Below are 21,891 nucleotides of genomic sequence, written 5' to 3'. Positions count from 1 at the left end.
CGCAGCCAGCCAGCCACCCAGCAAGCCAGCCCGCGTACCGCAGAACCGCCGAGGGGTCCCGTGACCGTCCATCCCAGCCTTCAAACCTACGTCGATGCATGGACCCACTCAGTCGAAGCGATAACCGAGTTGGTACAGCCACTCGGCGAGGGCGAGTGGAACCGGCGCACGCCGTGCCCCGGCTGGTCGGTCCGCGACATCATCTCCCATGTCATCGGCATGGAGTGCGAGATGCTCGGGGACCCGCGGCCGATCCACACCCTGCCGCGTGATCTTTACCATGTGAAGAGCGAGATCTCCCGCTACATGGAGATGCAGGTCGATGTGCGCCGGCACCACACGGCTCCGGAGATGACCTCCGAGCTGGAGTACACGGTCATCCGCCGCAACCGCCAGCTCCGCAACGAGACCCGCCGGCCCGACACGATGGTCCGCGCCCCGCTCGGCACGGAGCAGACCCTCGAAACCGCCATGCGCGACCGGGCGTTCGACATCTGGGTGCACGAACAGGACCTGCGGACGGCGCTGGACAAGCCGGGGAACCTCGACTCGCCCGGTGCGCTGGTCGCGCGTGACGCGCTGCTGGCAGCGCTGCCGAAGGTGGTCGCCAAGGACGCGGGCGCGCCGCCGAGTTCGGCCGTCGTCCTCGACGTGCACGGCCCGGTGGAGTTCCTCCGGACGATCCGGGTGGACGCGGAGGGGCGCGGGACGATCGACGGCGCGCCCTCGCTCGGCCCCGCCGTGACGCTGGCGATGGACTGGGAGACGTACTTCCGGCTGGCCTGCGGCCGGGTCCGGCTCGCCTCGGTGGTGGACCGGGTCAAGATCGACGGCGACTACGACCTGGCAGAGGCGATCCTGCGGGAGTTCGCGGTAACGCGCTGATCCGCACGCGACCCCGTCAGGCGTCTTACGCGGGCACAGCACGGCCTCACGCCGGCACGTGCACGGCCTCCACCCGGCTGGCCACGAGCCGCTCCCGCTCCCTTCGTACCGCACGCGCCCGCAGCCGCAGGATCTGGGTGATCCCGACCGCTTCGAGCACGAAGATGGACGAGAAGGCGATCCGGTAGTTGCCGCCGGTCGCGTCCAGCAGGACGCCGACCGCGAGCAGCGTCGTCATCGAGGCCACGAAACCGCCCATGTTGACGATTCCCGAGGCCGTGCCCTGACGCTCGGGGGGGTTCGCGGGGCGGGCGAAGTCGAAGCCGACCATGGAGGCGGGTCCGCAGGCGCCGAGCGCCGCGCACAGGACGATCAGCAGCCACATCGGCGCATGCCCGGCACTGTCGCCGGGATACGTGAGGGTGACGGCCCAGAGCAGTGTCGTCGTCCCGACCGTACCGAGCACCAGCGGCAGCCGCGCCGCGTGGTGCCGGCCGATGATCTGCCCGTAGACGAGCCCGATCACCATGTTGGACAGCACGATCAGCGTGAGCAGTTCGCCCGCCGTCGACCGGGTCAGGCCCTGCGCCTCGACCAGGAACGGCAGCCCCCACAGCAGCAGGAAGAACATCGCGGGGAAGCCGGTGGTGAAGTGCACCCACAGCCCGAGCCGGGTGCCGGGCTCCCGCCAGACGGCGGCGATCTGCTTGCGTACGTACGCGATGCCCGCGTGTTCGGCGGGCGGCGGCTCGTACCCCTCGGGGTGGTCCTTCAGGAACAGCAGCAGCAATACGAGGACGACGACGCCGGCCATGGCGCTGCCCGCGAACGTCGCCGTCCAGCCGAGGCTGTGCAGGGTGCGCGCGATGACCAGGGTCGAGACGAGGTTGCCCGCCATCCCGAACAGCGCGGCGACCTGCGTGATCAGCGGCCCGCGCCGGGCGGGGAACCAGCGGGCGCCCAGCCGCAGGACGCTGATGAACGTCATCGCGTCGCCGCAGCCGAGCAGGGCGCGCGCGGCCAGCGCGGCGCCGTACGAGGGGGCGAGGGCGAAGCCCAACTGGCCGACGGTGAAGAGGACGACGCCGAGCGTCAGCACCTTCTTCGTACCGAGCCGGTCAACCAGCAGCCCCACGGGTATCTGCATGCCGGCGTAGACGAGCAGTTGCAGGATGGAGAAGGTGGAGAGCGCGGACGCGTCGATGTGGAAGCGGTCGGCGGCGTCCAGTCCCGCGACGCCCAGGCTGGTACGGAAGATGACGGCGACGAAGTAGACGGCGATGCCGATGCCCCACACCCAGGCGGCGCGCCGGCCGCCGGGCGGATCGCCGGGCAGGGCCAGAGAGCCGCCGGCACTGCTCCCGCCGCCCGCACTACTCCCGCTGCCCGCACCGCTCCCGCCGCCGGCACTGCTCCCGCTGCCCGCACTACTCCCGCTGCCGGCGCTGCTCCCGCCGGCCGCGCTGCTGCTCCCGCTCACGGCACGTCCCCCCTGACCAGCACCTTGACCCGGCCGACATGGCGGCGCACGCACTGCGCGGCGCCTTCGACGTCACCGGCCCTGATCGCCTCGAACAGCTCGGTGTGCTCGGCGAGGTTCTTGGCGACGCGGTCGGGGTGCGCCTCGATGATGGCGCGGCCCATCCGCAACTGCCGGTCCCTGAGCTGGTCGTAGAGCTTCGACAGGATCTGGTTGCCGGCGTGCCGGACGATCTCGGCGTGGAAGCACCGGTCGCTGACGGACACGGCGGTGAGATCGCCCGAAGCGGCGTGCAGCCGCTGCTCGTCGAGCAGTTCGGCCAGCCGCTCGATCAGCCGCGCCGACGCGGGCACGGCCTTGCGTACGGCGAACTCCTCGACCAGCAGGCGCGTCTCGACGACATCGGCGATCTCCTGCGCGGAGACGGCGAGGACGAGCGCACCCTTCTTCGGGTAGAGCTTGATCAGCCCTTCGACCTCCAGCTTGAGCAGCGCCTCACGTACGGGGGTGCGGGACACCCCGACGGCCTCGGCCAACTCCCCCTCGGTGAGGAGGGTGCCGCCTTCGTAGCTGCGGTCGAGCACGGCCCCTTTGATGTGGCTGTAGACGCGCTCGGCTGCGGGGGGTCGCTTGACGGGCTGGTTCAGCATGCGCACAGCTTAGATACAACAGAGGTGCATCAGCGCCGCCCGTCCGGGATGTGGACCGGCGGGGGAGGCGGTGGAATGCGGGAGCGGGACGACGACGTTCGCGGAACGACCAACAACCTTAAAAATGAACGATGACGGAGGCAGCGATGTCGGGGGCAGTGATAGTAGGAGCGGGCCCGGGGATCGGCGCGTCGGTGGCGCGCCGCTTCGGACGGGAGGGGCTGCCGGTCGTACTGGTGGCCCGTACGGAGAAGTCGCTGCGCGCGGCGGCCGACGCCGTGGCCCCCACGGGCGCGGAGGTGCTGGCCCTGTCGGCGGACGTCACCGACGAGGACGCGCTGCGGGCCGCCTTGGACGCCGCGTCGGAGGCGTTCGGCGTGCCGGACGCCGTCATCTACAACGCGGCGGTCATCCGCCCGGACGCCCCCGGCGACCTGTCGGCGCGCGGCCAGTTGGACGCCTGGGCGGTCAACGTGGTCGGCGCGCTGACCACGGCGGCGCGGGTGGCGCCCGCGATGGCGCGGCGCGGCAGCGGCTCGTTCCTCGTGACGGGCGGCATGCCGGAGCCGAAGGCGCAGTACGTGAGCCTCTCGCTCGGCAAGGCGGGCGTCCGGACCCTGGTGGAACTGCTCGACCTCCAGTACGGCCCGTCGGGCGTGCACGCCGCCTCGGTGACGGTGGCCGGCGCCGTCGCGCCCGGCACGGACTTCGACCCGGACGACATCGCCGAGCACTACTGGCGGCTGCACACCCAGCCGCGTACGGCCTGGCAGCGGGAGATCGTCCATACGGGCCGCTGACCGCGTTATCGGCTGGACAACGGCGGCCCGCGTCTCTCAGAGTGACGCGCATGTCATCTCTGCTCCACCACATCGTGATCGACTCCTCCGACCCCTACACCCTGGCCCGCTTCTGGGCCGAAGCCCTCGACGGCTCCCTGGCGGACGACGACTTCGCCGGGGACCCGGAGGCGACGGTCACCGCGGAAGGCGCGAGCCTGCTGTTCGTCACCGTCCCGGACGCGAAGGAGACGAAGAACAGGATCCACCTGGACATCCAGCCCCAGGACCGCACCCGCGACGAGGAAGCCGACCGCCTCTACACTCTCGGCGCCACCCTCTCCGCCGACCACCGCCGCCCGGACGGCTCGGGCTGGCTGACCTTGACGGACCCGGAGGGCAACGAATTCTGCGTGGTCCGCAGCGCGAAGGAACGCGCGTCCTGAGGGCGTTGCCCGTCACGCGCCGTCACTCGCCCGAATGAAAATCCGCTCTTCCGCTGGCATATGCCGTTTGCGTCCCTTTACGTTCCGCGGTGGAGGTGGTTCGCATGAACGAACTCAACTGCCCGCCGTCGGATGCGGCTGCACAGCAAGAGGCGATCAACGTCGGGGACTTCGTCCACGGGGCGACGGGAGTACGGATACGCAGGCTCACGATGCCGGACGGAAGCCACTGGTTCCCGGCGGTGGACGTGTGCCGGAACCTGGGCTACAGCAACTCTCGGAAGGCTCTCGGCGATCACGTTTCCCGTGCGCACCGAGACACGCTCGAGAGCGTAACTGGGGGTTACGGTCTCAACATTCCCGCAGGTAGAGAGTGGCGCCGAGACCTGACCCTTATCGATCTCCGCGGCTTGATCTCGCTTGTCAACGGATCCTCGAAGCCCTCGTGCCGGCCGTTCAAGGAGTGGGTCTCGGAAGTTATCCACAGCATCCAGCGAGACGGTTCGTACACTCTCGCCGCAGCAGAAGCGCCACCGGTCGAACCCGCGTCGCCGGTGGCTTACGCCATGCCGGCGGAGGTCGCCGACGTGATCGTGCGGCTGGAGGAGCGGAACCTCCGGCTGGACGAGGAATTCGCATCTGTACAGCGCGAATCGCTCGCGGCGCAGCACGCGTCCGTTCGAGCCCTGGAACGCATCGCCGACCGCCTGGACTCGCTGTGTGCGGGTCGCACGGCACCAGCCGCAGAGCCTCACGTCCCGTCACGTCCCACCGCTGAAGCGCTCCTGGCCGACTGGAAGTCGCGGATGTCCGTCACCGAGGACGTCTGGGCCGTGGCTGTGACCATCGCTCCCGTGCTGGCCGAGCGGGGCGAGTTGCGGCAGCCGCTCGAATCGATCGCCGTCCGCACGGGTTTGCCGGTCCGGCGCGTCAACGAGTGCTTGCGGTTCATGCGTAAGCACGCCTGCATCCGCGCCCAGGGCGGGGCGGACGACGGGTCACCGGTGTATGTGCTGAACGTGCCCTGAGACGGTGCTGGTGCGACGGGCGAGGTACGCGTCTACGGGACCACCAACTCTCGCGACACTCTCAACTATCGCGCCCCCGGTGCCCACCGAGGCGTGCTTGAGACCATAACTGGACGTTATGGTCTCGATATTCCCGCAGGTAGAGAGTGGCGCCGAGAGCTGCCTCAGTCGCGCTGCGCGTCGACCAAGGTGTTGCCCGCTTCGGTTCGGTAGTACAGCACCGAGCGGCCCGCGCGGCGGCGGTGGATCAGGTGGGCGGTCAGGAGGATCTTCAGGTGGCGGCCGATCGTGCCTAGGGACTGGCCGGTCAGGGCTACGAGTTGTGTCGTGCTCTTCGGGGTGTCCAGCAGGACGAGGACGGTGGCGCGTACGGGACCCAGCAGGGCGCCCAGGGCCTCGGGGACCGGCGCCGACGCCGGTTCGGCCAGGGGTCCGGCGCAGGGGTAGACCGCCGCGTAGCGGTGCGGTTCGTCCCAGGAGACCCAGCCGGTGCGTGGTGTGACCGGGACGAACAGGAGCTGGGCGCCGGAGATTTCGCGGGGCGGGTGGTCGTGCGCGTTGATCTGGAGCCGGCTCTCGCCGAGCCAGCGCATCCCGGGGCGGAGCATGTCCAGGGCCGCCGCCCAGCCGCCCCTGCCGAGCTGTTCGGTCCGCGCGACGACGTCGGCCTCGATGACGCGTCGGCGGCGCGGCCACTCCGGCAGCACCGTCTCCGTCCACACCCACTCCAGCAACTCGGCTGCCAGGCGCGGCAGATCGTCCCTGTCGAGTTCGGCGGGGAGCGGTCCGCCGCCCAGCGAGACGGCCAGGTGGGCGCGGGCCGCCGCCGGGGGTGTCCGGCGGATGGACGCCAGCTCCTGCTCGAAGGACTGGCCGCCGTCACCGGCGGGGGTGGGCGTGAGGAAGTCTGCGTTCCAGGAACGGCACAGACCGATCCGTACGAGCAGCGCAGCGGCCGGGTCGCCGGCCAGCCGTTCGCGGTAGGCGGGGCGGTACGTGTCGAGCCAGGCGCGCTCGCCGGGGTGCGCGGCCGTCCCGCGCTCCAGGGTCTTCAGGCTCGCCGTGGCCTCGGCCAGCGGGGACACCACGAATCTGCCGCCCGCGAGCGTGTCCGCGTTGACCAGCCACCAGCCCATCGTTTCGCCTCCACGCGAAACTCTAACGGTCGGCGGAACGGCCGCCGGAGACTCCGGTCCATGCGCACCTACCGCGAGGTCTTCCGGACACCGGAGTTCACGCCCTTCTTCCTGACCTCCTCCGTCCAGGTGGCGGCCCAGACCGTGAGCGGCCTCGCCCTCGGCACGCTGATCTACGGGGCGACCGGGTCGCCGCTGCTGTCCGCGCTGGCCATGTTCGGCCCGTCGCTCGCCCAACTGCTCGGCGCCACCACGCTCCTGTCCGCGGCCGACCGGCTGCCGCCGCGCGCCGCGACCGTCGGCCTCGCGCTGCTCTTCGGGCTCGGCACGGCGGCACAGGCCGTCCCCGGGCTGCCCGTGTGGGCGGCGTTCGCGGTCCTGCTGGCGCAGGGGCTGCTGGCGTCGGTCGGCGGCGGGGTGCGGTACGGGCTGCTCAACGAGATCCTCAGCAAGGAGGGCTATCTGCTGGGCCGTTCGGTGCTCAACATGTCGGCGGGCACCATGCAGATCTGCGGATACGCCACCGGCGCCCTGCTCGTCACCGCCCTGTCGCCGCGCGGCACGCTGCTCGCCGGCGCGGGCCTGTACCTCGCCGCCGCGCTGGTCGCCAGGCTCGGCCTCGCCGCCCGGCCGCCGCGCGCCGCGGGACGCCCGTCCGTCACCGAGACCTGGCGGACGAACGCGCTGCTGTGGTCCGACCGCCCGCGCCGGTACGTGTATCTCGCGCTCTGGGTGCCCAACGGGCTGATCGTCGGCTGCGAATCCCTGTACGTCCCTTACGCGCCCCGGCACGCCGGCCTCCTCTTCGCCAGCGCCGCGCTCGGCATGCTCGCGGGGGACACGCTGACCGGCCGGTTCATCACCCCGCTGTGGCGCACCCGGCTCGGCCCGCCGCTGCGGCTGCTGCTCGCCGCCCCGTACCTGGTCTTCGCGCTGCACCCGGCGCTGCCCGTCGCGGTCGCCGCCGTCGTCCTGGCCTCGGTCGGCTACTCGGCGAGCCTGCTGCTCCAGGAGCGCCTGATGGCCCTGACGCCGCACGAGTTGAGCGGCCACGCCCTGGGGCTCAGCTCCTCAGGGATGCTCGCCATGCAGGGCGTGGGCGCGGCGCTCGGCGGCGGCCTGGCCCAACTCACCTCCCCGGCGGCTGCGATGACCGCCATGGCCGCGGTCTCCGTGGCCGTCACCTTGTCCTTGGCGCCGGGACTGCGGCCGGGGAAGGCCGCCGCGTATGCCTAGGATTGCGGACACACCTCATACGACGGATCGCACGGCATCGGAGGACGGGTGGCCGTTCAGCGGATCACGACCCGCAATGCCCGTTTCCAGCAATGGCACGCGCTGCTCGGCAACCGCAACAAGCGCAAGCGCCAGAACGAGTTCCTGGTCCAGGGCGTACGGCCGATCACGCTGGCCGTCGAGCACGGCTGGACCGTACGGGCCCTGCTGTACGACGCGAGCCGCCCGCTGTCCCGCTGGGCGGAGGATCTGCTGCGCGGCATCAGCACCGAACGCGTCGCGATGGCGCCCGAGTTGCTGGCCGAGCTGAGCGAGCGTACGGACGGGGCGCCGGAGGTCTTGGCCGTCGTCGAGATGCGCCCGGACGACCTGGCGCGCATCCCCGTGCACGACACCTTCCTCGGTGTCCTCTTCGACCGCCCGACCCAGCCGGGCAACATCGGCTCCATCGTCCGCTCGGCGGACGCCTTCGGCGCGGACGGCCTGATCGTCACGGGCCACGCGGCGGACGTCTACGACCCCAAGTCCGTCCGCGCCACGACGGGTTCACTCTTCGCCCTGCCGGTGGTCCGCACGCCCTCGCACCACGAGGTGACGGACTGGCTGGCGAAGGAGCGGGCCCGCGGCAACCCCGTCACCGTGGTCGGCACGGACGAGAACGGCGAGGCGGAGGCGTCGGCCTTCGACCTGACCCAGCCGGTCCTGCTGCTGATCGGCAACGAGACGACGGGCCTGGCGGCGGCCTGGCGCGAGCTGTGCGACCACACGGTGCACATCCCGATGACGGGCTCGGCCAGCTCCCTCAACGCGTCGAACGCGGCAACGGTCCTGCTGTACGAAGCATCCCGCCAACGCCGTTCCTGAGCGGGACGCGTCGAGCAGGACGCTTCGTACAGCGGTCGCGGGTCAGCTCGCCTTGCGCGGCTCTTCCTCTTCCTCTTCGTCCTCCCACTCCGTGTCGTCGTCCGCGTCCTCGGCCTCCGGGGCCTCGTCCGCCTCCGGGTCCTCTTCTTCGTCCTCTTCGTCCTCGTCCTCGTACTCGCCGTCGTCGTCCTGCTCTTCTTCTTCGGCTTCGAGCGCTTCCTCGTGCGTGACGACGACCTCGCCGTCGCGGATCTCGCCGCGCCAGCCCTCCGGTTCCTCGTCCGTGAGCGTGACGTAGCGCTGGAAGTTCTTGAAGTCCAGGCGCAGGCGCCTGCCTTGGGCGCGCCACAGGTTGCCCGTCTTCTCGAAGAATCCGGCCGGGTAGTACTCGACCACCAGCACGATGCGGGTCAGGGACGGGGTCAGTTCGTGGAAGGTGACGGCGCCCTTGGTCGTGCCCTTGGCGCCCTCCGACTTCCAGATGATCCGGTCGTCCGGCACCTGTTCCTCGACCGTGGCGGTGAAACTGCGGCTCGAAGGGCCGACCTTGGCCTTCCACTCGGAGGTCACGTCGTCGTTCTTCGAGACGGTCTGCACACCCTTGGTGAAGCTGCCGAACTGCTCGTATTCGGTCCAACTGTCGTAGGCGATACGCAGCGGGACGCCGACGTCCAGGGTCTCGATCATGCTCGTCACCTTGACGTCGCCCGCCTTCCGGTCGCTGTCGCCCCTTCCGACCGCGCCCTTGGCCTTGTCCACGACGTTGTCCTTCACGCCCTTCGCCTTGTCGGCCGCGAACGCCTTCACCGGGCCGCCGATCGCTGGCAACTTCCCGCCGTTCTCGGCGACATCGGTGAGTTGCGTGGTGACACCCGCCACCTTGTCGCCGGCCTTCTCGGCCAGCTTGCCGACCTGGGAGCCGACGTACTTCGTGAGTTCCTGGCGCAACAGGAGGAGAGTTGAGCTTGCCATGGCGAGCTACCTCCGTCGGTTGGAGCGCTGTTGCGCAGGAGCCTTCTTGGCGGCCTTCTTCGGCGCCGCAACCGACTTCTTCGCGGGAGCCGCCTTCTTGGCGGGTGCCTTCTTCGCCGCCTTCTTCGGCGGCGCCGACTTCCGCGCGGGGGCGGGCTTCGCGGGCTGGCGCCTGCGGCGCCTCGGCGGCGGGGGCTCTTCCTCGGGCTCCTCTTCCGCTTCGTCCTCCGCCTCGTCCCCTTCGTCCCCCTCCTCCTCGTCGTCCTCTTCTTCGTCTTCCTCTTCGTTCTCGTACTCGCCGTCGTCCTCGGAATCCTCCGAGTCCTCCGCGTCATCGGCGGCCTCGTCCTGCTGCGCGCCGTCGTCGTCGTCTTCGTTCTCGTTCTCGTCCTCGTTCTCGTCCTCGTTCTCGTCGGCTCCGCCGCCAACTCCCGGCACCCGGCTGCTGATCGCGTCCGAGATGGAGCCGACCCCACGGCCAGCGACGGCCGAGACCGCCTGACGTGCCGCGTCGAGGCCCTCGGTCTTTATCTGCTCCTGCAACTCGGCCACCTGCGGTACCTCACCAAGCCGCCGGACACCTTCCGTGACCAGTTGCCGTGGATCGAGACCGAGGCCCCTGCCGAGCAGAAGCGTCATCGTGGTGATGGCGAGCCGGCCCTTCTTCGTCCGGCCCAGTACGTAGCCGCCGGCCACCGCCGCGGCGAGCGAGACTTTGGTTTCCTGATCCATAAGTGCGGCACCTGCCCTGCTGATCGCTGTGCTTCGGCTCGCGGTCTCCTGTCCCACTGTGCGCGGCATGGCGCAATGTCGCCATTCGGGTGAATGCCCCTAAAACGTGACAGTATGAACAAACCGCACTTAAAGCGTACTGCCGAGGAGGCACTCGTATGCGCGAGGACGCAGAGAACACCGACGAGCCCTACGAGGAGGAGGAGTTCGACGCCGAGATCGCCGACGAAGCCGACGACGAGGCCGAGGACGCCGAGGAGCCCGAAGAAGCCGAAGAGGCCGAGGACGCTTACGAGGGCGAGGACACGTTCGAGGGCGAAGGTGAGCTTGTCGAGGACGACATGGCCGAGGACGGCGCCACCCAAGGCGCTCCCGATGTGTTCCTCGACGTCCCCACGCTCCACGTCGACGAGATCAACCTTGAGGTCGAGGACCTGCGGGCCCGGGTCACCCTCCAGGCCGAAGTGCTCGACCTGCTCAAGCTGAATGTCGGCGCCGACGTGGATCTCGGCCGGGTGCAGCTCACGGTCAAGGGCGTCGACGCCCAGGCGCAGCTCAAGGTGCGCCTGCATCATGTCGCGGTGATCGTCAATCGCGTGCTGACCACGATCGACCGCAATCCCCAGATCCTGGAGCAGCTCACCCGCGGGGTCGGATCGGCGGTCGAGGAGATCGGCAGCGGCACCCGGCAGGCCGTGGGAGAACTGGGCCATGGCGCGGGCGCCGCTGTCGAGGACGTCGGGCAGGGCGCGGGAGGCGCCGTCCAGGACGTCGGCCGCGGGGCCGGCGAGGCCGTGCAGGACGTCGGCAAGGGCGCGGGGGGCGCGGTCGAAGGCGTCGGCAAGGGGGCCGGCGAGGCGGTGCAGGGCGTCGGCAAGGGCGCGGGGAAGGCGGTCGAAGGCGTCGGCGAGGAAGCCGGCGAAGCGGTCGGCAAGGCGGGGGATGCCGCCGGGGACGTCGCGGGAAAGGCGTCGGACACGGTCGGGGACGCCGCCGAAACCGTCGAAGACACGGCTGAGCAGGCGACGGATCAGGCCACCGACACCGCCGAGCAGGCCACCGACCAGGCCACCGAGGCCGCGGGTGCGGCCGGCGAGTCCGCAGACGCGGCGACCGACGGCGTACGCAAGACAGCGGCGCGTACCGGCGAGCGGTCCGGCGAGATCGCCGGTACGGCGAAGGCGCGGCGACGCAAGCCGTCGGCCGGGACAGCGACGAAGCGCACCCACCGCCGGGAAGAGGGCGAAGGCGCTAGCGCGGCCCCGCGCCGCCGTCCCGTGCGGCGCGAGCGCCACTGACACCCGCCCGGCAGCGCGGAAGCCCCCGCTCCGACCGCTACGTACGGTCGGTACGGGGGCTTCGTCGCGCCGCGGCGGGGATCAGCCCCAGGTGATCAGGCGCTTCGGCTGCTCCAGGACCGCCGCGATGTCCGCGAGCACCTTCGACCCCAACTCGCCGTCGACCAGCCGGTGGTCGAAGGAGAGCGCCAGCGTGGTGACCTGACGGGGCTTCACCTTGCCCTTGTGGACCCAGGGTTGGGGCTTGATCGCGCCAACTGCCAGGATCGCGGACTCGCCGGGGTTGAGGATCGGCGTGCCCGTGTCGACGCCGAAGACGCCGACGTTGGTGATGGTGACCGTACCGCCCTGCATGGCGCCGGGTGTGGTACGTCCCTCCCGGGCCGTGGACACCAGTTCGCCCAGGGACTGGGCGAGTTGGGGCAGGGTCTTGTCGTGCGCGTCCTTGATGTTGGGGACGAGCAGACCGCGCGGCGTGGCCGCCGCGATGCCCAGGTTGACGTAGTGCTTGAGCACGATCTCCTGGTTGGCCTCGTCCCACGACGCGTTGACGTCCGGATGGCGCTTGATGGCCACCAGGAACGCCTTGGCCACGAGCAGCAGCGGATTGACCCGCAGACCCGCCATGTCCTTGTCGGACTTCAGCTCGTCGACGAGCTTCATCGTGCGGGTCACGTCGACGGTGATGAACTCGGTGACGTGCGGCGCGCTGAACGCGCTGCCCACCATCGCCGCCGCCGTGGCCTTGCGTACGCCCTTGACCGGCACCCGGGTCTCCCGGGCACCCGGCAGGACAGCCGGCGCCGGTTCAGCCGCGACAGGGGCAGCGGAGACAGCGGGCGCGGCGGCGGTCACCGGCGCAGGAGCCGCCGTCGCCGCGCGGATGTCGTCGCGGGTGATGATCCCGTCCGGGCCCGTCGGGGTGATCGTCGCCAGATCGACGCCGAGGTCCTTCGCCAGCTTGCGCACGGGCGGCTTCGCCAGCGGACGCCCGGCCGAAACGGGAGCCGCCGGGGCAGGCGCGACCGGCTCCGCCACGGCGGGTGCCACCGGCGCCGCGTGCCCGTTCACCGCCGGTTCCTGCCCCTCGGGCCGGCCCCTGCGCGGCCGGCGCTTCGTCGACGCCTCCGCCACCCCGTAACCGACCAGAACCGGGGTCCTGGTGGCGGCAGCGGGCGCGGCGGGCGCGGGTTCCGGCTCAGCGGCGGGAGCGGCGGGAGCGGCGGGAGCGGCGGGAGCAGGCGCCTCGTCCGGCGTCCCCGGCGCCACGTCCACCGTGATGATCGAAGCGCCGACGTCGACGGTCGTGCCTTCCTCGTACCGCAGCGCGTGCACCACCCCGTCGTAGGGGATGGGCAGTTCGACGGCCGCCTTCGCCGTCTCGACCTCGCACACCACCTGGCCGTCGGTCACGGTGTCGCCCGGCTGTACGTACCACTTCAGGATCTCCGCCTCCGTGAGCCCCTCGCCCACGTCGGGCATCTTGAACTCTCGGAAGCGGGTCGAAGTGTCAGCAGTCATGGTCACGGCACTCCTCAGTACGCGAGCGAGCGGTCGACGGCGTCGAGCACCCGGTCCAGGCCCGGGAGGTACTCGTCCTCCAGGCGGGCCGGCGGGTACGGCGCGTGGAAGCCGCCGACCCGCAGGACCGGGGCCTCCAGATGGTAGAAACACCGCTCGGTGATCCGGGCGGCGATCTCCGCGCCCGAACCGTAGAAGACGGGCGCCTCGTGCACCACGACCAGCCGGCGGGTCTTCTCGACCGACGTCTGGATGGTGTCGAAGTCGATCGGGGACATCGACCGCAGGTCGACGACCTCCAGCGACCTGCCTTCCTCGGCCGCCGCTGCCGCCGCCTCCAGGCAGACCTTCACCATCGGACCGTAGGCGGCCAGCGTGAGGTCGGTGCCGGTCTGCGCGACGCGCGCCTTGTGCAGCGGGCCAGGGATGGCCTCGGTGTCGACCTCGCCCTTGTCCCAGTAGCGCCGCTTCGGCTCGAAGAAGATCACCGGGTCGTCGCTCTGGATGGCCTGCTGCATCATCCAGTACGCGTCGGCGGGGGTGGAGGGCGAGACGATCTTCAACCCGGCCACATGCGCGAACAGCGCCTCGGGCGACTCGCTGTGGTGCTCGACGGCGCCGATGCCGCCGCCGTACGGGATGCGGATGACGACCGGCATCTTGATCTTGCCGAGCGCGCGGGCGTGCATCTTGGCGAGCTGCGTGACGATCTGGTCGTACGCGGGGAAGACGAAGCCGTCGAACTGGATCTCGGCCACCGGGCGGTAGCCGCGCAGCGCGAGGCCGATCGCCGTGCCGATGATGCCGGACTCGGCGAGCGGGGTGTCGATGACCCGGTCCTCGCCGAAGTCCTTCAGCAGCCCGTCGGTGACCCGGAAGACGCCGCCGAGCTTGCCGACGTCCTCACCCATGATCAGGACCTTGGGGTCGGTGTCGAGCGCGTGCCGCAGCGACTCGTTGATCGCCTTCGCGATGGGAAGCTTCTGGATCGTCATGGCTACTTGCCCTCCCCCGCGTCCTCGAACGACGCCTGGTAGGCGGCGAACTGGGCCCGCTCCTCGTCCACGAGCGAGTGCCCGTCCGCGTACACATGATCGAAGATCGCCAGATGCTCGGGGTCCGGCATCTGCCGCACCGCGTCGCGCACCCGCTTGCCGAGCGTCTCGCTCTCCTCCTCCAGCGCGGCGAAGAACGCCTCGTCGGCGTCGCCCGTCCGCTCCAGATACCTGCGCAGCCGCAGGATCGGGTCCTTGGCCTGCCAGGACTCCGTCTCCTCGTCCGCGCGGTACTTCGTCGGGTCGTCGGAGGTGGTGTGCGCGCCCATCCGGTACGTGAACGCCTCGACCAGCGTCGGGCCCTCGCCGTTGCGGGCCCGCTCCAGCGCCCAGCGGGTCACCGCGAGGCAGGCCAGGACGTCGTTGCCGTCGACCCGTACGCCGGGGAAGCCGAAGCCCTGCGCGCGCTGGTAGAGCGGCACCCGGGTCTGCTTCTCCGTACGCTCGGAGATCGCCCACTGGTTGTTCTGGCAGAAGAAGACCACGGGCGCGTTGTAGACGGCGCCGAAGGTGAACGACTCGGCCACGTCGCCCTGGCTGGACGCGCCGTCGCCGAAGTACGCGATCACGGCGGAGTCGGCGCCGTCCTTGGCGACGCCCATGGCGTAGCCGACGGCGTGCAGGGTCTGCGCGCCGATGACGATCGTGTACAGGTGGAAGTTGTTGCTGTTGGGGTCCCAGCCGCCGTGGTTCACGCCGCGGAACATGCCCAGCAGATTCGTCGGGTCGACCCCGCGGCACCAGGCGACCCCGTGCTCGCGGTAGGTCGGGAAGACGTAGTCGTCGTCGCGCAGGGCCCGTCCCGAGCCGATCTGGGCGGCCTCCTGGCCGAGCAGCGAGGCCCACAGGCCCAGCTCGCCCTGGCGCTGGAGCGCGGTGGCCTCCGCGTCGAAGCGCCTGGTCAGGACCATGTCCCGGTACAGGCCGCGGAGGGATTCGGGGGTCAGGTCGGCGACGTACCCCTCGTATTCGGGGTTCTCGACCCGCTCGCCCTCGGTGCTGAGGAGCTGGACGAGCTGGGGCTCGGTGCTCCCCTGCTGCGCCGGTGGCGTCTTCTTCGCTGCGGCGCTGCTACTGGTGCGCTTGGCGCCGCTGCTGCGGCGCGGTTTACGCGCGGCAGTGCTCTCCACGGTCACGTGCGTGCTCCTCCGTCTGTCCGGCTCCCGGGATCCGCCGGGTACCAGTGCGGTCGCTTGCTCCGTCGTGCGCACGGGGTGGGTGCGACCGGTCGGAACAGGCGTGACAGGTGCCCCGGCGAGCGCCTTGTCACAGGCACGTTACCCAGTGGGCCGCATTCCTGCGAAACCCCCTTTGACCTGCGATTTTGCTTGGATTTCCAAGTAAATCGAAAAAGTCGGGAACAACCACTGGTCACAGCCTTGCAGGCCGTCGGGACAACGGCACGTTATCCCGCCCGTCTGCGGCAGGGAAGGGGCGAGTGTGTGAGACTGCGAGAGTGGACGAAAAGGGAAAAATTACCGTATTCCTCCTGGATGATCACGAAGTGGTCCGGCGGGGCGTCTACGAGCTGCTGTCCGTGGAGGACGACATCGAGGTCGTCGGCGAGGCCGGCACGGCCGCCGACGCGCTCGTCCGGATTCCGGCGACGCGCCCGGACGTGGCCGTGCTGGACGTACGGCTGCCGGACGGCAGCGGGGTCGAGGTCTGCCGGGAGATCCGCTCGCAGAACGAGGACATCCACTGCCTGATGCTCACCTCCTTCGCCGACGACGAGGCGCTCTTCGACGCGATCATGGCCGGGGCCTCGGGTTACGTGCTCAAGGCGATCCGGGGCAGCGAGCTGCTGACGGCGGTACGCGACGTGGCGGCGGGCCGCTCGCTGCTCGACCCCGAGGCGACGGCACGGGTGCTGGAGCGGCTGCGGGACGGCAACAACCCGAAGACCAACGACAAGCTGTCGGGCCTGACCGACCAGGAGCGCAAGATCCTCGATCTGATCGGCGAGGGCATGACGAACCGGGCCATCGGCGAGCAGCTCCATCTGGCGGAGAAGACGATCAAGAACTACGTCTCCAGCCTGCTCTCCAAACTGGGCATGGAGCGGCGCTCCCAGGCGGCGGCCTATGTGGCCAGACTCCAGGCCGAACAGCGCTGAGCAGCAACGAGCCGCGCTGGAAAGGCCGGGCGGCACGCCGGGTCAGGGACCAACGTCCCGCATGATCCAGGGCCGTCTCCCCTGTTGACGGGCGTTTCGGTGACGGACAGTGGAGGACATGCCCACCGATGATGACCGCGCCCTCCAGCTCCTGACCAGCGTGCCCTTCGGACGCGTCACGACGAGCATGCGGGCCATGCCGTTCGTGGCGCCGGCCCGCCATTTCGTCGGCGCCGACTCGGTGGTGCTGCGCATGCACAAGGGGTTGGGCTACCACCGGGCGTGCGGCGGCAGCGTCGTCACGTACTCCGCCGACAACTTCGGCTCGGGCGAGCGGAACCTCTGGTCCGTCCAGTGCACGGGGACAGCCCAGCTCACCGCGCCGACACCGCGCGAGACCGCGCTCTTCGAGGCCGAGCCGGAGCCGCTCCAGGTCGACAGCGAGCCGTTCGAGGCGGTCTATCTGCGGCTGGTCCCGCAGTTCGTAACCGTACACACGCTCGATTACGCGGCAGAGCGACAGGTCCGACACGCAGCGTCAACTATCATCTGACGAGTGCCGCGCTCATCTGACACTCTGACTCCTCTGGCGTTATCCGCCCCGGCTCTGGCCTTACCGGCCCCCGCCCCGCCGCCCGAAGCACTGCCACCGCTCGGCGCGCTGCTCCGCCGCTACCCGGACGCCGGCGAGCCCGTCTCCTGCGTACCCGTCGCCCAGGGCCTGCTGAACCGCGGCTACCGGCTCGCCACGACCCGGGGTGCGTACTTCCTCAAGCACCACCTGGACGGCGACCAGGAGGCCATCACACGCCAGCACCGGGCCGTCCGGCGGCTCCAGACGCTCGGCGTGCCGGTCGCGCCGCCCGTCGAGAACGCGCGCGGCGAGACCGTCGCCGTCGTCGGCGGCCACTGCTACGCCCTGCACCCCTGGATCGAGGGCCGCCACCGCGACGGCGGCCAGCTCACCGCCTTCGCCTCGCGGCGGCTCGGCGGTCTGCTCGGGCTCGTCCACATCTGCCTGGAGCAGGTGATGGACGCGCGCCCCGCCGCACTCGCCGCCCTCGCGCACGACAGCGCCGACCCCGCCGACACGTTCACCCTCATCGACGAGCTGATCGGCCTGGCCCGAGGCCGCACCCGCCGCAACGCCTTCGACGAGCTGGCCCTGCACCGGCTCGCCGAGCGCCGCGCCCTGCTGGAGCGGTACGCGCACCACCGGCCGCCGCCGGGCGCCGAGCCGGCCGCCGGGTGGGTGCACGGCGACTTCCACCCGCTGAACGTGCTCTACCGGGGCGCCGAACCGGCCGCGATCGTCGACTGGGACCGGCTGGCCGTGCAACCGCGCGCCGAGGAGGCCGTACGGGCCGCCGCCATCTTCTTCGTCCTGCCGACGGGCGCGCTGGAGCTGGCGAAGGTACGGGCGTACGCGCGGGCGTACCGGGGGGCGTCAGGCGCGGACGGCGCCGAACTGGCCGCCGCGGTGCACCGGGTGTGGTGGGAGCGGCTCAACGACTTCTGGATATTGCGCTGGCGCTACCTGCGCGACGACCGCAGGGCGGACCCGCAGTTCGCGGCGGTGTCGGCGCTGGCGGTGTGGTGGACGCGGGAGTACGAGGCGGTACGGGAGGCGTTCGCGAACTGACCCGCGCCGCCGTCCGGCGGGGTACGGGTGTCTGGGTTGCGGTGGTCGCCGGGGGCCGTTCCGGGGTGGCGTCCTGCGCTGCACGATTTACGGCGCGTACTCGTCCCACACGCGGTGCACCCGGACATGCGCCGCAAATCACGCTTTACGCTCCGGACACCACCCCTGCACGACCCCCTTCAGCCCGCACGCACCCACAAGCCGCGCCCACGCGGACGTCGGGCTGGGACCCACCGGCGCGAGGGGGCCGGGGTCGCAGGAGGGGGGTGTCCGGACGTAAAGCGTAGGAGCGCTAGCGATCGAGCAGTCCGGACACCCCCCTCCGGAGGCCCCGGAACCCGGCACCAGCCGGACGCGGCGCAACCAAAACCCGCAACCGAAACCGCGCCTGCCGGACGGCGACACCGCCAGGCGACGGCGCAGCCGTCAGCCGCCCGTTACCTGGCCCACCGGGTCGCCGCCCGGGTCGCCGCCGTCACCCGCGCCGCCGTCGTCGCCGCCACCCGCATTCGTGCCCGGCGTGCCGCCCCCGTCGTCGCCTCCGCCGGTCGGCGGGTCGCTGACCGGCGGGCCCGAGGGATCGCCGTCCGTGCCGCCCGCGTCCGTACCGCCGTCCGCCGACCCGGTGTTCGAAGCCGACGGGTCGTCGGACGGCTTCGGCGAGTGGGACGGCGCCGGGGCCTCGGGGGCGCTCGGCGTGTAGTCCGGCTGGTCGTTATCGCCCGAGGTGTAGTCGGGGTCCGTCGACTGCTGGTCGCTCTCGTCGTCCGTGGGCGACGGCTCCGTGGTGTCCTGCGTCTGCGAGACGGACGCCGACTGCTTGTCCGAGGGGGGCTCCTTCGTACCGCTGTCACCCCCGATGCTCTGCACCGCGTACGCCGCGCCCGCCACGATCGCGACCAGCGCGAGCGCGACGAACAGCCACATCTTGTTCCGGCCGCCGCCACCGCCCCGGCCGCCGTCGTACGCGTACGCCCCGTCCTCCGGATTGACCGGCGGCAGGAGCGGGCGCTGCGCGGTGTCGCCGTGCGGCGGGTGGCCCAGCGCCGCCGTCGTCGCCGTACCGCCCATGGCGCCCGCGCCGGCGCCGCCGAGCGCGTCCACAGGGCCGGTGTTCCAGGTGCCGGTGTGGCCGCCCTGCTGCTGGAGCATCTGCAGGCCGTACTGGACGAGGCCGCGCATCTCCTCGGCGCTCTGGAACCGGTCGTCGGGCTCCTTCGCGAGGGAGCGCATCACCAGGCCGTCCAGCTCCGGCGGCGCCACGTCCGAGACCTCGGACGGCGGCACGGGCGCGTCCTGGACGTGCTGGTAGACGACGGAGAGCGGCGTCTCACCGATGAACGGCGGCCGCAGCGCGAGCAGTTCGTAGAGCAGGCAGCCCGTCGCGTACAGGTCGCTGCGGTGGTCGACGGCCTTGCCGAGCGCCTGCTCGGGGGAGAGGTACTGCGGCGTGCCCATGACCATGCCGGTCTGGGTCATCGTCGACTGCACGCCGTGCAGGGCGCGCGCGATGCCGAAGTCCATCACCTTGACGGCGCCGGCGTCCGTGATGATCACGTTCGCCGGCTTGATGTCGCGGTGCACGATGCCGTGCTGGTGCGAGTACGCCAGCGCCTCCAGCACCCCGGAGACGATGATCAGCGCCTGCTCGGGCGGCGGCGCCTCGGCGTTGACCAGCAGGTCGCGGATGGTGCGGCCCTCGACCAGCTCCATCACGATGTACGGGACGGTCTGGCCGCCCACGGTGTCCTCGCCGGAGTCGTAGACGGCGACCACCGCGTGGTGGTTGAGCCCGGCGACCGACTGGGCCTCGCGCGTGAAGCGGGCCTTGGAGACCGGGTCCTCGGCGAGATCGGAGCGGAGCAGCTTGACGGCGACGGTACGGCCGAGCCGTACGTCCTCGGCTGCGAACACCTCCGCCATGCCGCCGCGGCCCAGGCGGTGGGTCATCCGGTAGCGGCCGTCGCCGACCAGCCCGCCGACGCCCCAGGAGTCCGCCGCATCCGGCACGCCGCCGCCGCCTGCTTCGGGTTCGGGTGACATCAGTCCTCGCCGTCGTTTCTGTCCGCGTCTGTCGGCATGGGGATTCTGTCCACATGCGCGGACCGCGGTGTTATCGGTATGTCCCAAGGGTGCTATGCCACGTCACGCTACAGCCTTCCGGTGACACGCCGGTCCGGCACTGAGACCGGTCATCAAACCCGGTGCCGTGGCAGGCACGCAAATTCCTTGAGGTTCTTGTAACGCTTCCGAGACGCTTGCTGTGCGTACGGTCACGGAACGGGCACCTCGCTTGACGTCTGAGGGGCCTGCGGCAGACTTGCCCTGTAAATAGGGGGATCTTCGCGCATCGTCGCGGCCTAGGGGGAAGCACAGTCATGAGTCAGGACGGCGCACACGGCCGCTACGCGGGCGGTTCGGTCGCGGGCGGCCGGTACCAGCTTCGTGACCTGCTCGGCGAAGGCGGCATGGCGTCCGTATATCTGGCGTACGACTCGGCGCTCGACCGGCAGGTCGCGATCAAGACTCTGCATACGGAACTGGGCCGGGAGCAGTCGTTCCGCGAGCGGTTCCGGCGCGAGGCGCAGGCCGTGGCCAAACTGTCGCACCCCAACATCGTCTCGGTCTTCGACACTGGCGAGGACGCCCTCGGCGGTTCGCTGATGCCGTACATCGTCATGGAGTACGTGGAGGGCCAGCCGCTCGGCTCGGTCCTCCAGGCGGACATCGCCCAGTACGGCGCGATGCCGGCCGACAAGGCGCTCAAGGTGACGGCGGACGTGCTCGCCGCGCTGGAGACCAGCCACGAGATGGGTCTGGTCCACCGCGACATCAAGCCGGGCAATGTGATGATCACCAAGCGCGGCGTGGTCAAGGTGATGGACTTCGGCATCGCGCGCGCCATGCAGTCGGGTGTCACGTCGATGACGCAGACCGGCATGGTCGTCGGCACCCCGCAGTACCTGTCGCCCGAGCAGGCGCTGGGGCGCGGCGTGGACGCCCGCTCGGACCTGTACTCGGTCGGCATCATGCTCTTCCAGCTCCTCACGGGCCGGCTGCCGTTCGACGCGGACTCGCCGCTGGCGATCGCGTACGCGCATGTGCAGGAGGAGCCGGTCCCGCCGTCCAGCATCAACCGCTCGGTGACCCCGGCGATGGACGCACTCGTCGCGCGGGCGCTCAAGAAGAACCCGAACGAGCGCTTCCCGAGCGCGGAGGCGATGCGCGACGAGTGCGCGCGGGTGCTGCCCTCGGGGCATCAGACCGGTGCGCCGGTGATCATCCAGGGCGCTCCGACGAACAGCGGGGCCGGGGTCGGTTCCGCGGTCTTCCCGCCGGTCGACCAGTCGCTGCAGGCGCCGCCGCCGCAGAGCCTGCAGACGCCGTACCCGCAGCAGCCGGGCCCGTACGGTGCGCCGACACAGCAGCCCCTGCACCAGCAGCCGATGCACCAGCCGATGCAGGGCTACGGCTATCCGCAGTCCGCCGGCTACCAGGTGCCGCGGCAGACACCGCCGCCGTACTCGATGTCGCCGCACGCGACGGCCGCGGGCGGCGCGGGCGGTGGCGGGCGCAAGCGGAACATGCCGGTGATCGTCGGCTCGATCGTGGTCGCCCTGGTGGTGATCGGCGGCGCGGTCGCGCTGTCGATGCGGGCCGGCGGGGACGACGACACGAAGGCGTCCGACAAGACCGCGACTCCGGTCGCCGGGCATCTGGGTCCTGACCGCAGCCGCACGATCGACAGCGACAAGTGCAAGGACCCGATCGAGGACGGCAGCGACCCGACGAAGGTCGAGGCGCCTGACCTGCGGTACAAGGACCTGCTCTCGGTCAAGGCGTGCCTGCGGGCCGCCGGGTGGACCTGGAAGGACCCGCAGGACGTCGTCGACACCGCGCAGTACCCGCAGGACGCGGTGATCAAGCAGTACCCGTCGGCCGGCTCCCCCATGGACGCCAAGGGCACGGAGTTCGAGCTGACGATCTCGTCGGGCAACCCGGAGTAGCACGCCCGCGGCCCGAGCGGGGTGTCCGAGATGCCGGGTCTGTT

Annotated in this window: 20 protein-coding genes; 11 read left to right on the top strand and 9 right to left on the bottom strand. The window is 70.8% G+C overall.

Annotated elements, in window-relative coordinates; translation table 11 throughout:
* Positions 1–60: 60 nt before the first annotated feature.
* Positions 61–885 carry a maleylpyruvate isomerase family mycothiol-dependent enzyme gene (locus tag ACZ63I_RS00945; RefSeq protein ID WP_469334080.1) on the top strand — a complete coding sequence of 275 codons (825 nt, stop codon included), beginning with the start codon at positions 61–63 and terminating at the stop codon, positions 883–885.
* A 46-nt stretch (positions 886–931) separates the two neighbouring features.
* Here the strand turns inward: ACZ63I_RS00945 and ACZ63I_RS00940 are convergent, their stop codons facing one another.
* Together ACZ63I_RS00940 and ACZ63I_RS00935 are read right to left on the bottom strand one after the other, a co-directional pair.
* A complete protein-coding gene (locus tag ACZ63I_RS00940) occupies positions 932–2,227 on the bottom strand; it encodes an MFS transporter (protein WP_469335498.1) in 1,296 nt (431 codons plus the stop codon).
* Between the two features lie 134 nt (positions 2,228–2,361).
* Complete coding sequence (locus tag ACZ63I_RS00935; RefSeq protein ID WP_469334078.1) at positions 2,362–3,015, bottom strand: GntR family transcriptional regulator; 654 nt, start codon at positions 3,013–3,015, stop codon at positions 2,362–2,364.
* Positions 3,016–3,146: 131 nt separating this feature from the next.
* On the opposite strand from ACZ63I_RS00935, the gene ACZ63I_RS00930 reads away from it, so the two are divergent.
* The 3 genes from ACZ63I_RS00930 (at position 3,147) to ACZ63I_RS00920 (ending at position 5,268) form a co-directional block, all read left to right on the top strand.
* Complete coding sequence (locus tag ACZ63I_RS00930; RefSeq protein ID WP_469334076.1) at positions 3,147–3,815, top strand: SDR family NAD(P)-dependent oxidoreductase; 669 nt, start codon at positions 3,147–3,149, stop codon at positions 3,813–3,815.
* A 50-nt stretch (positions 3,816–3,865) separates the two neighbouring features.
* The gene (locus ACZ63I_RS00925) at positions 3,866–4,240 is read left to right on the top strand and encodes a VOC family protein (RefSeq protein ID WP_469334072.1); all 375 of its coding nucleotides are present in this window, start codon (positions 3,866–3,868) and stop codon (positions 4,238–4,240) included.
* Positions 4,241–4,344: 104 nt separating this feature from the next.
* Positions 4,345–5,268 carry a BRO-N domain-containing protein gene (locus tag ACZ63I_RS00920; protein ID WP_469334070.1) on the top strand — a complete coding sequence of 308 codons (924 nt, stop codon included), beginning with the start codon at positions 4,345–4,347 and terminating at the stop codon, positions 5,266–5,268.
* 164 nt (positions 5,269–5,432) lie between these two features.
* On the opposite strand, the gene ACZ63I_RS00915 is transcribed toward ACZ63I_RS00920, so the two are convergent.
* A complete protein-coding gene (locus ACZ63I_RS00915) occupies positions 5,433–6,404 on the bottom strand; it encodes an ArsR/SmtB family transcription factor (protein ID WP_469334068.1) in 972 nt (323 codons plus the stop codon).
* A 60-nt stretch (positions 6,405–6,464) separates the two neighbouring features.
* On the opposite strand from ACZ63I_RS00915, the gene ACZ63I_RS00910 reads away from it, so the two are divergent.
* The gene (locus ACZ63I_RS00910; RefSeq protein WP_469334066.1) at positions 6,465–7,640 is read left to right on the top strand and encodes an MFS transporter; all 1,176 of its coding nucleotides are present in this window, start codon (positions 6,465–6,467) and stop codon (positions 7,638–7,640) included.
* Between the two features lie 48 nt (positions 7,641–7,688).
* Positions 7,689–8,504, top strand: a complete 816-nt coding sequence (locus tag ACZ63I_RS00905; protein ID WP_469334064.1) for a TrmH family RNA methyltransferase — start codon at positions 7,689–7,691, stop codon at positions 8,502–8,504.
* Between the two features lie 42 nt (positions 8,505–8,546).
* On the opposite strand, the gene ACZ63I_RS00900 is transcribed toward ACZ63I_RS00905, so the two are convergent.
* Together ACZ63I_RS00900 and ACZ63I_RS00895 are read right to left on the bottom strand one after the other, a co-directional pair.
* Positions 8,547–9,476: an SRPBCC family protein gene (locus ACZ63I_RS00900; protein ID WP_469334062.1), complete on the bottom strand. Its 930-nt coding sequence runs from the start codon at positions 9,474–9,476 to the stop codon at positions 8,547–8,549.
* Positions 9,477–9,482: 6 nt separating this feature from the next.
* Positions 9,483–10,208 (bottom strand): histone protein, encoded by a 726-nt coding sequence (locus tag ACZ63I_RS00895; RefSeq protein WP_469334060.1) that lies wholly within the window; start codon positions 10,206–10,208, stop codon positions 9,483–9,485.
* Positions 10,209–10,366: 158 nt separating this feature from the next.
* Between ACZ63I_RS00895 and ACZ63I_RS00890 the strand changes: the two genes are divergently transcribed.
* On the top strand, positions 10,367–11,506 hold the full coding sequence (locus ACZ63I_RS00890) for a hypothetical protein (protein ID WP_469334058.1): 1,140 nt from the start codon (positions 10,367–10,369) through the stop codon (positions 11,504–11,506).
* A gap of 81 nt (positions 11,507–11,587) precedes the next feature.
* Here the strand turns inward: ACZ63I_RS00890 and ACZ63I_RS00885 are convergent, their stop codons facing one another.
* The 3 genes from ACZ63I_RS00885 to pdhA are packed head-to-tail and all read right to left on the bottom strand — an operon-like array spanning position 11,588 to position 15,218.
* The gene (locus ACZ63I_RS00885) at positions 11,588–13,027 is read right to left on the bottom strand and encodes a dihydrolipoamide acetyltransferase family protein (protein ID WP_469334056.1); all 1,440 of its coding nucleotides are present in this window, start codon (positions 13,025–13,027) and stop codon (positions 11,588–11,590) included.
* A gap of 14 nt (positions 13,028–13,041) precedes the next feature.
* Positions 13,042–14,022 (bottom strand): alpha-ketoacid dehydrogenase subunit beta, encoded by a 981-nt coding sequence (locus ACZ63I_RS00880; protein ID WP_469334054.1) that lies wholly within the window; start codon positions 14,020–14,022, stop codon positions 13,042–13,044.
* Positions 14,023–14,024: 2 nt separating this feature from the next.
* Positions 14,025–15,218 carry a pyruvate dehydrogenase (acetyl-transferring) E1 component subunit alpha gene (pdhA, locus tag ACZ63I_RS00875; RefSeq protein WP_469334052.1) on the bottom strand — a complete coding sequence of 398 codons (1,194 nt, stop codon included), beginning with the start codon at positions 15,216–15,218 and terminating at the stop codon, positions 14,025–14,027.
* A 320-nt stretch (positions 15,219–15,538) separates the two neighbouring features.
* Here pdhA and ACZ63I_RS00870 point away from each other — a divergent pair, with 320 nt between their 5' ends.
* The 3 genes from ACZ63I_RS00870 (at position 15,539) to ACZ63I_RS00860 (ending at position 17,840) form a co-directional block, all read left to right on the top strand.
* Positions 15,539–16,198, top strand: coding sequence for a response regulator (locus tag ACZ63I_RS00870; RefSeq protein WP_041987537.1), 660 nt, complete (start codon positions 15,539–15,541; stop codon positions 16,196–16,198).
* A 118-nt stretch (positions 16,199–16,316) separates the two neighbouring features.
* Positions 16,317–16,751: a pyridoxamine 5'-phosphate oxidase family protein gene (locus ACZ63I_RS00865; protein WP_469334049.1), complete on the top strand. Its 435-nt coding sequence runs from the start codon at positions 16,317–16,319 to the stop codon at positions 16,749–16,751.
* Between the two features lie 54 nt (positions 16,752–16,805).
* The gene (locus ACZ63I_RS00860; protein WP_469335496.1) at positions 16,806–17,840 is read left to right on the top strand and encodes a phosphotransferase; all 1,035 of its coding nucleotides are present in this window, start codon (positions 16,806–16,808) and stop codon (positions 17,838–17,840) included.
* A 426-nt stretch (positions 17,841–18,266) separates the two neighbouring features.
* Here the strand turns inward: ACZ63I_RS00860 and ACZ63I_RS00855 are convergent, their stop codons facing one another.
* The gene (locus ACZ63I_RS00855) at positions 18,267–19,883 is read right to left on the bottom strand and encodes a protein kinase domain-containing protein (RefSeq protein ID WP_469334048.1); all 1,617 of its coding nucleotides are present in this window, start codon (positions 19,881–19,883) and stop codon (positions 18,267–18,269) included.
* A 335-nt stretch (positions 19,884–20,218) separates the two neighbouring features.
* Between ACZ63I_RS00855 and ACZ63I_RS00850 the strand changes: the two genes are divergently transcribed.
* Entirely contained in the window at positions 20,219–21,847 is a 1,629-nt protein-coding gene (locus tag ACZ63I_RS00850) for a protein kinase domain-containing protein (RefSeq protein ID WP_469334046.1), read from the top strand.
* Positions 21,848–21,891: the final 44 nt, after the last annotated feature.

The organism is Streptomyces sp. NPDC087906, assembly GCF_055584925.1.
This window is presented reverse-complemented; position numbering and strand designations above follow the sequence as displayed.